This window comes from Streptococcus sp. 10F2 (assembly GCF_054331515.2).
The window spans coordinates 1-14,326 of sequence record NZ_JBTGGE020000001.1; the positions used below are offsets into that span (position 1 = coordinate 1).

At 41.2% G+C, this 14,326-nt stretch carries 14 protein-coding genes; all 14 read left to right on the forward strand.

The features are described 5' to 3' along the window. Nucleotides 1–291 precede the first annotated feature (291 nt). The 14 genes from ACXM1Q_RS00005 (at nt 292) to ACXM1Q_RS00070 (ending at nt 14,150) form a co-directional block, all read left to right on the forward strand. Nucleotides 292–666: a DUF1149 family protein gene (locus ACXM1Q_RS00005; RefSeq protein WP_135037428.1), complete on the forward strand. Its 375-nt coding sequence runs from the start codon at nt 292–294 to the stop codon at nt 664–666. Between the two features lie 3 nt (nt 667–669). Continuing rightward, on the forward strand, nt 670–1,521 hold the full coding sequence (locus tag ACXM1Q_RS00010; RefSeq protein ID WP_458515283.1) for a DegV family protein: 852 nt from the start codon (nt 670–672) through the stop codon (nt 1,519–1,521). A 36-nt stretch (nt 1,522–1,557) separates the two neighbouring features. Further along, nucleotides 1,558–2,766 (forward strand): CCA tRNA nucleotidyltransferase, encoded by a 1,209-nt coding sequence (locus tag ACXM1Q_RS00015; RefSeq protein WP_458515284.1) that lies wholly within the window; start codon nt 1,558–1,560, stop codon nt 2,764–2,766. After that, complete coding sequence (locus ACXM1Q_RS00020) at nt 2,759–4,624, forward strand: ABC-F family ATP-binding cassette domain-containing protein (protein WP_458515285.1); 1,866 nt, start codon at nt 2,759–2,761, stop codon at nt 4,622–4,624. Before ACXM1Q_RS00015 ends, ACXM1Q_RS00020 begins: the two co-directional genes overlap by 8 nt. 363 nt (nt 4,625–4,987) lie before the next feature. Further along, nucleotides 4,988–5,719, forward strand: a complete 732-nt coding sequence (locus ACXM1Q_RS00025) for a GntR family transcriptional regulator (RefSeq protein WP_135037439.1) — start codon at nt 4,988–4,990, stop codon at nt 5,717–5,719. Between the two features lie 9 nt (nt 5,720–5,728). Next, nucleotides 5,729–6,898: an AgaS family sugar isomerase gene (gene agaS, locus ACXM1Q_RS00030; RefSeq protein WP_458515286.1), complete on the forward strand. Its 1,170-nt coding sequence runs from the start codon at nt 5,729–5,731 to the stop codon at nt 6,896–6,898. Between the two features lie 14 nt (nt 6,899–6,912). Next, complete coding sequence (gene lacD, locus ACXM1Q_RS00035) at nt 6,913–7,899, forward strand: tagatose-bisphosphate aldolase (protein WP_458515287.1); 987 nt, start codon at nt 6,913–6,915, stop codon at nt 7,897–7,899. Nucleotides 7,900–7,991: 92 nt separating this feature from the next. Beyond that, nucleotides 7,992–9,791: a glycoside hydrolase family 35 protein gene (locus tag ACXM1Q_RS00040; RefSeq protein ID WP_458515288.1), complete on the forward strand. Its 1,800-nt coding sequence runs from the start codon at nt 7,992–7,994 to the stop codon at nt 9,789–9,791. Next, on the forward strand, nt 9,791–10,270 hold the full coding sequence (locus ACXM1Q_RS00045; RefSeq protein ID WP_458515289.1) for a PTS system mannose/fructose/N-acetylgalactosamine-transporter subunit IIB: 480 nt from the start codon (nt 9,791–9,793) through the stop codon (nt 10,268–10,270). Before ACXM1Q_RS00040 ends, ACXM1Q_RS00045 begins: the two co-directional genes overlap by 1 nt. Before the next feature lie 19 nt (nt 10,271–10,289). Continuing rightward, on the forward strand, nt 10,290–11,171 hold the full coding sequence (locus ACXM1Q_RS00050; protein WP_458515290.1) for a PTS mannose/fructose/sorbose/N-acetylgalactosamine transporter subunit IIC: 882 nt from the start codon (nt 10,290–10,292) through the stop codon (nt 11,169–11,171). Then, on the forward strand, nt 11,158–11,985 hold the full coding sequence (locus ACXM1Q_RS00055; protein ID WP_458515291.1) for a PTS system mannose/fructose/sorbose family transporter subunit IID: 828 nt from the start codon (nt 11,158–11,160) through the stop codon (nt 11,983–11,985). The genes ACXM1Q_RS00050 and ACXM1Q_RS00055 overlap by 14 nt, the downstream gene beginning before the upstream one ends. A 14-nt stretch (nt 11,986–11,999) precedes the next feature. Then, nucleotides 12,000–12,413 carry a PTS sugar transporter subunit IIA gene (locus ACXM1Q_RS00060; protein WP_458515292.1) on the forward strand — a complete coding sequence of 138 codons (414 nt, stop codon included), beginning with the start codon at nt 12,000–12,002 and terminating at the stop codon, nt 12,411–12,413. Between the two features lie 184 nt (nt 12,414–12,597). Further along, nucleotides 12,598–13,578: a YhdH/YhfP family quinone oxidoreductase gene (locus ACXM1Q_RS00065; protein ID WP_458515293.1), complete on the forward strand. Its 981-nt coding sequence runs from the start codon at nt 12,598–12,600 to the stop codon at nt 13,576–13,578. 56 nt (nt 13,579–13,634) lie between these two features. Further along, nucleotides 13,635–14,150 (forward strand): DUF308 domain-containing protein, encoded by a 516-nt coding sequence (locus ACXM1Q_RS00070; protein WP_458515294.1) that lies wholly within the window; start codon nt 13,635–13,637, stop codon nt 14,148–14,150. Nucleotides 14,151–14,326: the final 176 nt, after the last annotated feature.

Below are 14,326 nucleotides of genomic sequence, written 5' to 3' on the forward strand. Positions count from 1 at the left end.
ATTTCATTTGACAACAGGAACTTTTGAAGCTGTTCTATAGGCTAAACCAAGGCTACGATTAGCCTTGGCTAGTTAGCCTAACAGCTCCAAACCTGCTATCAAATGAAATAAGGAATCGACATCAAAAAGTTAAAGTACTTAAATTTCTAATAGGGTGGGGTGGCTAACTTCATTTTAGAACTTTCAAAATAAAACATAATATTGAAAAGTGTTTAGATATTTGAGATAATAAAGACAAATGACAAGCCAAATGCTATAATAGAACTAGTATTTTTATGAGGAGAAAAGTCCATGGAATTAGTTCGTGATAAAATTTTTGTTAGTCAATACCATTATGATGCTCGTAACTTTGAGTGGGAGAAAGAAAATGGTGCCCCTGAAACGAAGATTGACGTCAATTTCCAACTCATTAGTCGTGATGAAGCTAGTCAAAAGACTTCAATGGTTGTTATTGTAAGCTTTATGGTTGTTTTTGATACTTTTGTAATCAGTGGTGTGATTTCCCAAACCAATCATGTGCAAAATCGTTTTATCAACGAACCAAGTGAACTAGAGCAAGCTGAAGTGCAGCAGTTGGCGGAGCCAAGTCTTGGTATGCTTAACCGCTTGACCTATGAAGTAACAGAAATTGCCTTGGATATGCCAGGTATTAATTTGGAGTTTTAAAAAATGAAGAAAGTTGCAGTGATTACCGATGCATCTGCTTATCTAACAGATTTAACAGATGCAAAGAATTTGTTTGTTCTAGATATTCCTGTCTTGATTGATGGGGAGACTTATCTAGAAGGCAAAAATCTGACTGCTGAAGAATTTTATGAAAAAATGGCGGCTTCTAAGGAACTGCCTAAGACGAGTCAACCAAGTTTAGCAGAGCTGGAAGCTCTCTTGCAGCAGTTGGAATTGGATGGCTATACTCATGTACTCGGTCTATTTCTTTCAAGTGGAATTTCAGGTTTTTACCAGAATATTCAATTTTTGAAAGATGAGTTTTCAAATTTAGAAATTGCCTTTCCAGATACCAAGATTACCAGTGCGCCGCTTGGTCTGATGGTTAAGACTGCGTTGGAAGCTCTTGAAGCTGGGCAAGATTTTGACAGGGTTCTTGAAAATATTCAAAAGCAAATTGACGGTGTCCAAGCTTACATCTTGGTAGATGATCTTAATCATTTGGTTAAAGGGGGACGGCTATCGAATGGTGCTGCTCTCCTAGGGAGTCTCCTAAGTATCAAACCGATTCTCTATTTTACAGATGAAGGTAAGATTGAGGTCTTTGAGAAAGTTCGGACTGAGAAGAAAGCGATGAAGCGTCTTTGTGATCTGGTTAGTCAGGAAATCACAAATGGGGACTATTATGTCGCTGTTATCCATTCTCACTGCGAAGATAAGGCCTTGCAAATGCAAGCTCTTCTTCAGGAAGCTGGTGTAGTTGGCGAGATTCCTTTGGTAACTTTTGGAAGTATTATTGGAACCCATCTAGGTGCAGGTAGTGTTGCTGTCGGTCTCCTACCTCGTGTGCTCTGATTTTAATAGTAAATCAGTATTAGTGGACTTATTTTTATGAAATTAACAAGTTTGCCTTCTGAATTTCAGAAGGCTTTGCCTATATTAAGCAAAATTCAAGAGGCTGGTTTTCAAGCCTACTTTGTCGGTGGTTGTGTGCGGGATGTACTTTTGAATCATCCCATCCATGATGTAGATATCGCTTCCTCAGCTTATCCGCAAGAAATTAAAGATCTTTTTGAACGGACGGTCGATGTCGGTATTGAGCATGGGACTGTCTTAGTTCTGGAGGGCGGTCAGGAGTATGAAATTACCACTTTCCGGACGGAAGAAGAGTATGTGGATTATCGTCGCCCGAGTCAGGTTCATTTTGTTCGTTCTTTGGAAGAAGATTTAAAACGGCGGGACTTTACGATTAATGCTCTGGCCTTGGATTCTGAGGGGCATCTCGTGGATCTTTTTCATGGGTTAGAGGATTTGGAAGCGAAAGTGATTCGAGCTGTTGGGTTAGCACAGGAGCGTTTTCAAGAGGACGCTTTACGAATCATGCGGGGATTTCGTTTCCAGGCTTCTTTAGGTTTTGATTTGGAGTCGGAGACCTTTCAAGCTATGATGGATTGCGCCCCTTTACTTGAGAAAATTGCCATCGAGCGTATTTTTATTGAGTTTGAAAAATTACTACTTGCGGATTCATGGGCAAGAGGTTTTTCTTCTCTCCTTGCTGCAAATGCCTCTCTCTACTTACCTGGTTTTGAACTGGAGTCTCAGGGGCTCTATACTTTTTTGGAAAAAGTCCGATCAGATTTCAGTTTCACCAGTTCAGCGCAAGCTTGGGCGGCTATGTTGTATCACTTTGATAATAAGCAAGCTGGTCCGATTTTAAAGGCTTGGAAGACTTCTAGGGATTTTCAAAAACAAGTTTTAGAACTGCTCGAAATCCTCAAAAAACGTGAGAAGGGTCTTTTGTCCGCTTGGGATTGTTATATGTATCAAGATGATCTTCTGTACCAAGCTGAAGATATTCGAATGGCCATAAATCTGGAGACTAATTCTCAATATATCACAGATACCTTAGCAGATTTAGCCATTCGAGATAAGCAAGAGATTGTGGTGACTGGTAGGACCTTAATACAAGAAGAGGGCATTCAACCTGGTCCTTTAATGGGACAAGCCTTAAAAGATGTTGAACGAGCTATCGTCAAGGGCGATTTACCAAATGAAAAAGCGGCTATTTTAGCCTTTGTAAAGGAGCGAATGCATGACTGATTTTATTGTGGAAGGTCTGACCAAATCGGTAGCCGATAAGGTCTTGTTTCGAGACCTGTCCTTCATTATTCATCCGCAAGATCGGATTGGTTTGATTGGTCTAAATGGAACTGGGAAATCATCTCTTTTAGACGTACTCGCAGGTGTAGCGGGTTTTGATGGGGATCGCAGTCCTTTCCAGACTAAAACGGATTATGAGATTGCTTATTTGACACAGGAGCCTGATTTCCAAGCTGGTGCGAGTATTTTAGAGACAGTTCTTTCGAGTAGACCCAAAGAGATGAGCTTATTAAAGGACTATCAAGAGCTGATGGAAACGTATGAAGAGTCGAAGCAGGATAGACTCGATCAGTTGGTTGCTCAATTAGAGGCTCAGGATGTTTGGGGACTGGAAAGCCAGGCTAAGACCATTCTTTCGAAGTTAGGTATGGAGAATATGCAGCAATCGGTAGATGACTTGTCTGGCGGACAGCGTCGCCGAGTGCAGTTGGCTCAGGTTCTTTTGCGGAAGGCAGATTTATTATTGCTAGATGAGCCAACTAACCATCTCGATATTGATATGGTCGATTGGTTGGCCAATTACTTGACCAGTCATCAAAGCACCGTTTGTTTTATTACTCATGATCGCTATTTTTTGGATCAAGTTTCTAATCGCATTTTTGAATTAGACCAGGGACGACTTGCCGAATATCAAGGAAATTATCAGGATTATGTAGCTCAAAAAGCGGACGAGGAAGAACGGGCAGCTAGTGCGCAACACAAACGCCACCAGCTTTACAAACAGGAACTTTCTTGGATGCGTCGTCAGCCACAGGCGCGAGCGACTAAACAGGAGGCGCGTATCAAACGGTTTGAAAGTTTGAAAAAAGATATGGCTGCCTATCAGACAAAAGACGCGTTGGAAATTCAGTTCGAAACTAGTCGGATTGGAAAGAAAGTTTTGGAATTTAAAGATGTGAGTTTTGGCTATGGGCAGAAACTCCTTTTCCAAAACTTCAATCTTCTTATTCAAAATCGAGATCGGATTGGTATTGTTGGAGATAACGGGGTTGGAAAGTCTAGTCTCCTAAACTTGATTGCCGACCAGCTTGAACCAACTGCGGGTGAGCTGATTCGTGGAGAAACGGTTAAAATTGCCTATTTTTCTCAATCTGCGGAGGATTTGGATGAATCCATGCGGATGATTGAATATCTGAGTCAGGTAGCTAGTGAGGCAAAGACATCTAGTGGGAGTGTCAGTGTTTCAGAATTGTTGGAGCAATTTCTCTTTCCGCGTTCCAGTCATGGAACCGTGATTGCTAAATTGTCTGGAGGAGAGAAGAAACGGCTTTACCTATTAAAATTACTGATTCAGCAACCAAATGTTCTGTTATTAGACGAACCGACCAATGATTTAGATATTGCGACCTTAACCGTTTTAGAGGCTTTTCTTCAACAATTTGCTGGTCCAATTTTAACGGTCAGTCATGACCGCTACTTTTTAGATAAGGTTTCAACGAAACTCTTGGCTTTTGAAAGCGGTGAGATTCGAGAGTATTTCGGAAATTACACAGATTATCTAGATGAAAAGAAATTTAGGCAAGAACTCCTTCAAAAGAAGGAAACCCAGAGTAAGTCCAGCAAACCACGTGAGCGCTCACAAGTGAAGCGGATGACCTACCAAGAGCAACAAGAATGGAAAGAAATTGAAGCCAAAATTGAAAATTTGGAAGCTACTATTGAAGAAGTTGAAAGTCAAATGCAGGAGAATGCCAGTGATTACGGGGCCCTGGCTCCTCTCCAAACAGAACTAGAACAATTAAATGAAGACCTGCTTTATCAATATGAACGGTATGAGTACCTTTCTTCCTTTGAATAAAAGGTATGGGATGTGACAGGACGAGAGGGTAGTATTAGTTCGTCGTTTGATTCCTCATTTGAATGTTGCTTGATAAGTGGTACTTGATTTCCCCTAACAGCTTGGGATGCTAGTAGGGCTATCAACAACTTTGGAAAAGCAGATTGGATTAAGCAGAATAAGGAAACTAAGAAGGTTGAGGCATGGTTCTCAGCCTCTTTTTAGGTTGTGAAAGCGAGCAACTTACAAGTTTAAAGTGGTATCCTTTATAAAACCGCTTAAAACCAATACTGATTAAACTTTTTCACCTACTCAAAGTACCAGTAAAATCCTTGTGAAATAGGGTGAGATAAGGATATAATAGAGTCAAGGAAAGGAGAAATCATGAAAAAGAATTTGTCCATGCCCTTACATACGCAACTAACGGATCAATTAATGGAAGCGATTAGAGAAATGCGCATTCATGAAAAACTCAGCTCAGAGAGAGAGTTATGTCAACAATTCCATGTTAGCCGTACAACGGTTCGTAAATCATTAGCAGAGCTCGAAGACTTAGGCTATATTTATCGCAAACATGGTCAAGGAACTTTTGTTTCAGGTTTATGGAGACGCAAGCAAAATCTCTTAGATTCTTACAATTTTAACCAACATATGGTGAATCTTGGTAAGGTTCCATCTGATCAGATCGAATATTTTGAACTGGTACAGGCCCATCAAAAAGTGGCCTCCTATCTTCATATCGAAGAACAAGATTTGGTTTATAAAATCAAACGTCTTCGTCTAGCTGATGGAGAAGCTATGATGTTTGAAACGACCTATATACCAGCTCATCTTTTTCCAGACTTGACCCAGGAGCGGATTCAGGAAAAGGGACTGTATAAGACCCTAGAGCAGGATTATGGTCAACGAATTGTGTATGCAGATGAACTTTTTTCTGCTGGCCAAATCGGTGAAAATGTGACCCAATACCTGAATCAACCGATTTCGACTCCCTGTCTGAATATTCGACGCGAAACTTATAATCAAGATCGTAACATTATTGAATTGACCTTTACAACTGCAAGAAGTGATCAATTTTCCTATAAAGTTCGTCATTTCAACACCTATTTGGATTAGGAGGTTCTTATGTTCCAAAAAACAATCGAACAATTGGAAACACTCGGTGCCCATATTACTACTAGAGAGATTCAACAACAACCGGAGCTCTGGCAAGAACTTTGGGAATCTTATGTAGAACAAGAAGAGGAGCTTCAAGCTTTCTTAAGCCATATTCTTGATCAGCATCAACGGATGCGTGTTATCTTTACGGGAGCTGGGACATCTGCTTATGTGGGCGATACAATCCTTCCGTACTTAAAGGAAGTGGTTGATGAAGACGTTTGGGATCTCCAAGCTGTACCAACAACCCACTTAGTGTCGAATCCACGACAGTTTTTGAAAAAAGAGATTCCGACGCTACTTGTTTCCTTTGCGCGTTCTGGAAATAGTCCTGAAAGTATTGGAGCTGTAGAAGTTGGGCAAGCCTTAGTAGATGATTTTTACCAATTGACTATTACCTGTGCTCCTGATGGGCAATTAGCTCAGAAGGCACAAGGGGATGACAAGAATTATCTGTTTTTAATGCCTGCTGGTTCCAATGACCAAGGTTTTGCTATGACAGGAAGCTTTACCTGCATGAGTTTGGCAACTCTCTTAGTGTTTGATCCAAAACCACAAGCCACTAAGAAAGAATTTATCCAAGGTGTTATCACTTTAGGACAAAGTGCACTACAATTTGAAAGCGCTTTAGAGACGATGGTGAAACAACCTTTCACACGTGTTGTTTATCTGGGTTCTGGAGCTTTTGCGGGAATGGCTCGTGAAGCGCAGTTAAAAATCTTAGAGTTAACAGCAGGCCGTATTGCAACTGGATTTGATTCTTCCCTAGGATTCCGTCATGGCCCTAAATCTTTCGTGGATAAGAACACTCTTGTATTTACCTTTGTTTCCAATGATGCTCATACTCGTTTGTATGATCGGGATATTTTGTTTGAATTAGCAGGAGATCAGGTAGCGCAAGAAGTAGTTGCTGTATCTATTGGAAAAGTTGATGGGTTTGAAGGAACTCAGCTTACTTTCGATAAAGCATATAGCTTTATTCCAGATGCTTATGTGGCCTTAGCCTTTGTGCTACTAGGTCAGACCCTTGCTCTTCACGCTTCTATTAAAGTTGGAAACTTACCAGATACACCTTCGCCAACTGGAACTGTGAATCGAGTTGTAAAAGGGGTTGTCCTCTATCCTTTAGAAAAATAAATAAGGAGAAAAACATGTCAAAATTTAATCCAAGTCCAACCAAAATCGCTGCTCTAGAGAAATTAGCTGATGAGAACGGAGTCATCGGAGCTCTTGCCATTGACCAACGTGGTGCTCTTCAACGCATGTTGTCCCAAGGAGGACAGTCTTTAGGTGAAGACGGAGTTGTTCACTTCAAGGAGTTGGTCAGTCAAGAATTAACCCCTTACGCTTCTTCGATTCTATTGGATCCGGAATTTGGCTTACCAGCTTCACGGGTTCGTGCAGAAGGAGCTGGTCTATTGCTAGCTTATGAGAAAACTGGCTATGATGCTAGTGAACCAGGACGTTTTCCAGATTTAATTGATGACTTATCCGTTTTGAGAATCAAGGAAGCTGGCAGTGATGCTGTTAAACTTCTCCTTTATTATGATGTGGATGAGGATGCGGCTATCAACGAGCGCAAGAAGGCCTTTGTAGAGAGAGTTGGGAGTGAATGCCTAGCAGAAGAGATTCCATTCTTTCTTGAATTACTGACCTATGATGCTCATTTAGAAGATGTGAGTGGAGCTGAATTTGCTCGATTAAAACCTCATAAAGTGAATGAGGCGATGCGAGAATTTTCAAAGGATGTCTATCAAGTTGATGTCTTGAAGGTGGAAGTTCCTGTGAATATGAACTTTGTAGAGGGCTTCAGTCAAGGTGAAGTGGTGTATAGCAAGGAAGAAGCCGTTAAGGCTTTTCAAGAGCAAGCACAGGCAACTCACTTACCATTTATTTTCTTGAGTGCCGGTGTCTCTGCTCAACTGTTCCAAGATACTCTTTATTTTGCTAAGGAAGCAGGCTCCAACTTTAATGGTGTGTTGTGCGGACGCGCGACTTGGAAAGACAGCGTAGCTATTTTTGCCGAACAAGGGGAGGCAGCTTGTCGGGAATGGCTTCAAACTCAAGGTCGTCAAAATATCGAAGATTTGAATGCTGTCTTGGCTGAAACAGCTCATTCTTGGAAAGCGAAACTTTAAGTTGTTTTGATAAGCTAATATATTGACATCATCGAAAGAAAAGACTAGAATGAAAGTATAGAAAGCGCTTTCTATCTGGTGAGGGAAGTTGTATGGAAACATTTTCAATCTCACAAGATTTTCTATTGAATGAGCAACCCTTTAAGATTTTATCAGGGGCCATTCATTATTTCAGGATACCAAGAGACGACTGGTATCACTCGCTTTATAATTTAAAAGCTCTGGGCTTTAATACCGTTGAAACCTATGTCCCATGGAATCTTCATGAAGCTCAAGAAGGCGTCTATGATTTTCAAGGAGAACTTGACTTGGGTGCTTTCTTAGATTTAGCTCAAGAACTTGGCTTATATGCTTTAATTCGCCCTTCTCCCTATATATGTGCAGAATGGGAGTTTGGGGGATTGCCAGCTTGGCTATTGACGAAAAATATTCGCATTCGTTCAAGTGATCCAGGTTTTCTAAGCTATGTAGATTTGTATTACCAGCAGCTAGGACCGATTTTAGCTCAACGACAATTGAACCGTGGGGGCAATATTCTCATGTTTCAAGTGGAAAATGAGTATGGATCCTATGGGGAAGACAAGGCTTACCTCAGACGGCTGAAAGGACTAATGGAGAAGCAGGGCTGGGATATGCCTTACTTCACCTCAGACGGTGCTTGGTTAGCAACCTTACAAGCTGGAACCCTACTGGATGAAGGAATTTTGCCAACAGGTAATTTTGGTTCCAAAGCTGAGGAAAATTTTGCTAATCTACAAAACTTCATGCAGGAACATGATTTTCAAGGTCCCCTTATGTGTATGGAGTTCTGGTTAGGTTGGTTTAATCGTTGGAAAGAACCGATTATTCAGCGTGATTCTAAAGAGACGGTTGCTGCAATCATGGATACTCTTAAACGTGGTAGCATTAACCTCTATATGTTTCATGGTGGCACCAATTTCGGGTTTATGAATGGAACTTCGGCACGGGGGAATCGAGATTTACCTCAGGTGACATCTTATGACTACGATGCTATTCTGGATGAGGTGGGGAATCCAACTGAGAAGTACTATCTGCTCCAAGAAGCACTTCACCAATGGAACCCAGCCTTAGAGCAAAGTGAACCGTTGGTAAAGCCTATGATGGAGAACCGGATTATACAAAAGAAACGCAGTGTATCACTATGGTCTACCTTGGATCAGTTGACACAGAGTAAAAAGTCCTTGTATCCAATGAAAATGGAAGAATTGGGTCAAGCAACCGGTTATACCCTCTATCGGAAACAAGTCGCTTACGATGGTTCCCCTCAATCCTACCGCTTGGTCGATGTTAGTGACCGGGTACAGGTCTTCATCAATCAAGTTCCTGTCGTTGTACAAGATCAAGATACAGTGGGTGCTTCTTTTGAATTTCATTCACAAGAAGCAAGCGATCAATTGGATATTTTGGTTGAAAACCAGGGACGTGTTAATTACGGTCATAAGCTCTTAGCAGCTAGTCAAGAAAAAGGTATTCGAACCGGTGTTATTAAAGATCTTCATTTTTTGATCAATTGGGAACAATTCCCGTTGTCTTTTGACAGTAACATGCTCAATCATATTGATTTTGATGGAGATTGGGAATGTGGACAACCAGGTTTTCATGAATTTGAATTTGAGCTAGAGGAGCTCCTTTCTTGTCACATTAATGTAAGCGGTTTCGGGAAAGGCTTTGTTTCGGTCAATGGGCACAATCTAGGTCGCTTTTGGGAGGTTGGTCCCTATCTTAGCTTATATCTACCAGCGGCTTTTTTAAAAAAAGGAATCAATACCTTGCTCGTATTTGAGAGTGAGGGAATGATTAGAGACAGCATTCAACTCGGATCCAAGCCTGTTATTAAGGAAGGTTTGGAAGCACAAAAGGAGGAAAACTAATGGCAATTATCGCAACTCGAATCGATGGACGTCTTATCCACGGACAAGTGGCTAATCTCTGGGCTTCAAAATTGAATATTTCTCGTATCATGGTGATTGATGACGAGGTTGCCCAAAATGATATTGAAAAAGCAGGCTTGAAATTAGCAGTGCCACCTGGAGTACGCCTTAGTATTTTACCAGTTGCTAAAGCAGCTGCTAATATCAATGCAGGAAAATATGACTCTCAACGTTTGATGATTGTAGCTCGCAAACCAGACCGCTTCTTGGAATTGGTGGAAAACGGAGTTGCTCTTGAAGAGCTCAACGTTGGGAACATGTCTCAAAGTGAGGAAACACGTTCAATAACTCGGAGTGTCAATGTCACTGATAAAGATGTTGAAGACTTTAAACAATTACATGCCAAAGGGGTTAAGTTGTATCATCAAATGGTTCCAAATGATGGGGCAGAAGACTTCATGGCCTTGCTAAACAAATAGTAGATAGGAGGAATCTCTTATGATTCAATGGTGGCAAATCTTACTTCTAACCCTTTATGCGGGTTACCAAATCTTGGATGAATTGACCATCGTGTCTTCAGCGGGATCACCTGTATTCGCTGGTTTTATGGCTGGTTTAATTATGGGAGATTTACAGACAGGTCTTTTCATTGGTGGATCTCTTCAATTGACTGTATTAGGTGTTGGAACTTTCGGGGGAGCTTCCCGTATCGATGCCAACTCAGGTACTGTTTTAGCAACTGCCTTCTCAGTTGCCCTCAAGATGGATCCATTATTGGCGATCTCAACCATTGCCGTACCGGTTGCAGCCTTGATGGTACAAACTGACGTTCTTGGACGTTTTACGACCACCTACTTTGCTCATCGAATTGATAAACATGTTGAGAATTTCAACTATAAAGGGATTGAAGTCAACTATCTACTAGGTGCTCTTCCTTGGGCTCTCTCTCGTGCTCTTCCAGTTTTCCTAGCACTTACTTTTGGAGCAGGAGCTGTTCAGTCCACAGTAGATTATTTGGAAACTTCCCTTCCTTGGTTAACTAAAGGTTTGACTGTGGCAGGTGGAGCTCTTCCAGGTGTTGGATTTGCAATCTTGCTTCGTTACCTTCCAGTTAAGAAACATTTCCCATATTTGATTGGTGGTTTCGTCATCACTGCCCTTTTGACTACTCTCTTTGGATATACCTCAACTTTGGGTACTGCAGTAGCTGGCTTGTCTGAAGACTTTACTGCGAAATTTAACGGACTATCCATTTTGGGAATTGCCTTGATCGGTTTTGCCATTGCTTCTCTTCACTACAAAAAACTCATTGAAGCACCAAAAGTAGTTGCGGCAGCCGACCCAAATGAGACAGAGGAGATTGAAGATGATGAAATCTAAATACCAATTAACCAAAGAAGATTTTAACCAAATCAATAAACGGAGTTTGTTAACCTTCCAATTGGGTTGGAACTACGAACGGATGCAGGGATCTGGTTATCTCTATATGATTCTTCCGCAATTGCGTAAGATGTATGGTGATGGAACTGAAGAGCTTCAACAAATGATGAAAACGCATACTCAGTTCTTTAACACTTCCAACTTTTTCCATACAATTGTAACTGGTATTGATATTGCTTTGGAAGAAAAAGAAGGAGTTGCTTCTAAAGATGCTGTTTCTGGTATTAAAACCGCTTTGATGGGACCATTTGCAGCGATCGGAGATGCAATCTTTGCCGCTATCATTCCAGCCATTATGGGTGCAATTGCAGCTAATATGGCTATTGAAGGAAATCCAATCGGAGTCTTTCTTTGGGTAGCAGTATCCATGGCTATTAACGTTTTCCGTTGGAAACAATTGGAAATTGCTTATAAAGAAGGGGTATCCCTTGTAACAACCATGCAGTCACACTTGGAAGCATTGACTGACTCAGCTTCTGTATTAGGTATTTTCATGGTTGGGGCCCTTATTGCAACCATGATCAATGTCAAAATTGCTGCTGTACCAGAAGTGTTCGGCGTTCCATTAGATATTCAAAATTACCTTGATATGATCATGCCACGAATGGTACCAGCTTTGATTGCCGGTGGTGTTTACTGGCTTCTTGGTAAAAAAGGAATGTCTTCAACTAAGGCTATCTTTATCGTTATTGCAATCATTGTTGCTCTATCAGCACTCGGACAAGCAATTGGAATGGATATCCTAACGAAATAGAAAATGAGGCCACTATGGAAAAACAATTAATTTTGGTCAGTCACGGTCATTTTGCTACGGAATTGAAAAAAAGTACAGAAATGATTATGGGACCACAGGACAATATTCATGCAGTCGGTCTCTTGGAAAGTGAGGGTCCAGAGGACTTTCAAGCAAAAGTCGAGGCTATTCTTGCGGAACATGAAGGAGATGAGTTTGTTATTTTTGCAGATTTGCAAGGTGGAACTCCCTGTAATGTTGTCAGCCGCATGGTACTAGAAGGTGCTACATTGGATATCTACGCAGGTATGAATATGCCCATGGTCATTGCCTATCTCAATTGTTTGTGGACTGGACAGGAAGCAGACTTCGTCGAGAAGGCAAGGCAGAATACCCTACACGTCAATTCCCTCTTATTTGGAGAGGACGATGACGATTTAGATGAGTAGTCCTTATCCTAGATTGAGAAGGTTGGTCTTCTCCAAATTGTAGGAAAACATGGGCAGAAAGCTGATTTCTCAAGGTTTGTGGAAACTGGGATCCCAAACTTTAGAGAGTCAGCTTTTTGTTTTTCCATTAAAAATAATGTAAACTAATGGTAGCAATATTGAACTAAATTTAAGGAGGTAAGGGATGGAGACAGTAAAAGCGTTAGTAGTTGAAGCTCCAGGTGAGGTTACAATCAACCAGCTTACTTTGGATAAACTTGGATCTGGAAATGTTCTAATCAAGATTGCCTACTCTTCAATTAATTTTAAGGATATGCTCGCTTTAGAACCAGGGGGAGGGATTATTCGTGATTATCCGATGATTCCTGGAATTGATCTCAGTGGGTGGGTTGTAGCCAGCGATGATTCTAAGATTTCGGTTGGGCAGGAAGTTCTAGTGACGGGATATGGTCTTGGTGTGAATCATCCAGGAGGTTTTGCAGAATATGCTAGAGTACCTGCTGATTGGCTAACCCCCTTACCATCAGGGCTCAGCCTGAAAGAGGCTATGGTTTATGGAACGGCTGGAGTAACGGCCGCTATGTCTGTTATCGAACTAGAACAGGCGGGTATGTCTCCGCAGCAGGAGCCTCGAATTCTGCTAACTGGAGCTAGTGGAGGTGTTGGAAGCCTTGCCCTCCAATTCTTGGTCAAGGCTGGCTATCAGAATGTCCAGGCCTTGATTCGCAAAGATTACCAGGCATTGCTTGTAGAAAACTTGGGAGCCAGTAAAATTTTATTTGCTTCAGATTTAGTATCCTCTGGAAAACCGTTGGAAAAGCAGGAATTTGACTATGTTCTAGATACAGTAGGTGGAGAAGTACTTTCACGGTTGCTTCCTAAAATTGCCTATGGAGGTGCAGTAACGACCTGTGGAAATGTGGGTGGTTTAAACTTGGAGACAACAGTGTTCCCTTTTATTCTTCGGGGAATTCGTCTCATTGGTATTGATTCTGTTGCACTTGACCAAAAGAAACGCCAAAAAATCTGGTCCCTTCTAGCTAAGGAATGGAAACTTTCTAGAAATGAAGCTGTTAGAGTGGTCAGATTGGAGGATGTTGTGCAGGTTGCTCAGGAACTCAAGGAGGGTCAGCATTTGGGGCGGACAATTGTAGAGATTTCTTGACAAGAATATAGGAAATCTATATAGTAGAAACAGCTAGAAGGAAAGGAGCCTGATTGATGAAGCAGGGTAGTAAATGGGGAGTAATGGGTTCGGCTTTTATCTCAATTATATTAGGGATTTTTTTATTTTTGAACCCAAGTACTGACCTTAAGAATATCTTCTGGCTCTTATCAATTTCGATACTCTTTGACGGTATAACAGGCTTTTATTTTTATAGGGAACTACCAAGTAGGGCAAAATCAATTTGGTTGTTATTGGTCGTCGGAGCAGAAATTCTGGTGGGAAGTTATCTTTTAGCTGGTGGAGTTTTAGGTTTGTCCTTAGTTATTCCGACTCTTTTAGGAATTTGGATTCTAGCACTCTCGCTTATTCGCTTGGGCCAGGCAATCAGTTTGTGCAAGGATGTTCCGATTCTAACCAATTACCTATTTTGGTCTAGTATCCTTGGATTGGTTTTGGGCTTCTTTCTTATCAATCATTCAATGGTTGGAAGTGGCGTTGCAGCCCTTTTAGTTGCAGCTTCCTTTATCTATGTAGGTTTGGTGCAATTGATGAAGGTTTTGAATAATTGAAGTAGCTGGGCTTACCCAGCTTTTTTAGAGGAAAATGATGAAACTTCAAGAATTAACTAGACACATCATGTCAGATACTATGAATTAAGAGACAAGTTCAAGGGAAATTTAACAGAAACGGTTCAACAATACTCGGGTTACCTACCACAGTATTTTCCACTTCCCCATCCATCTCC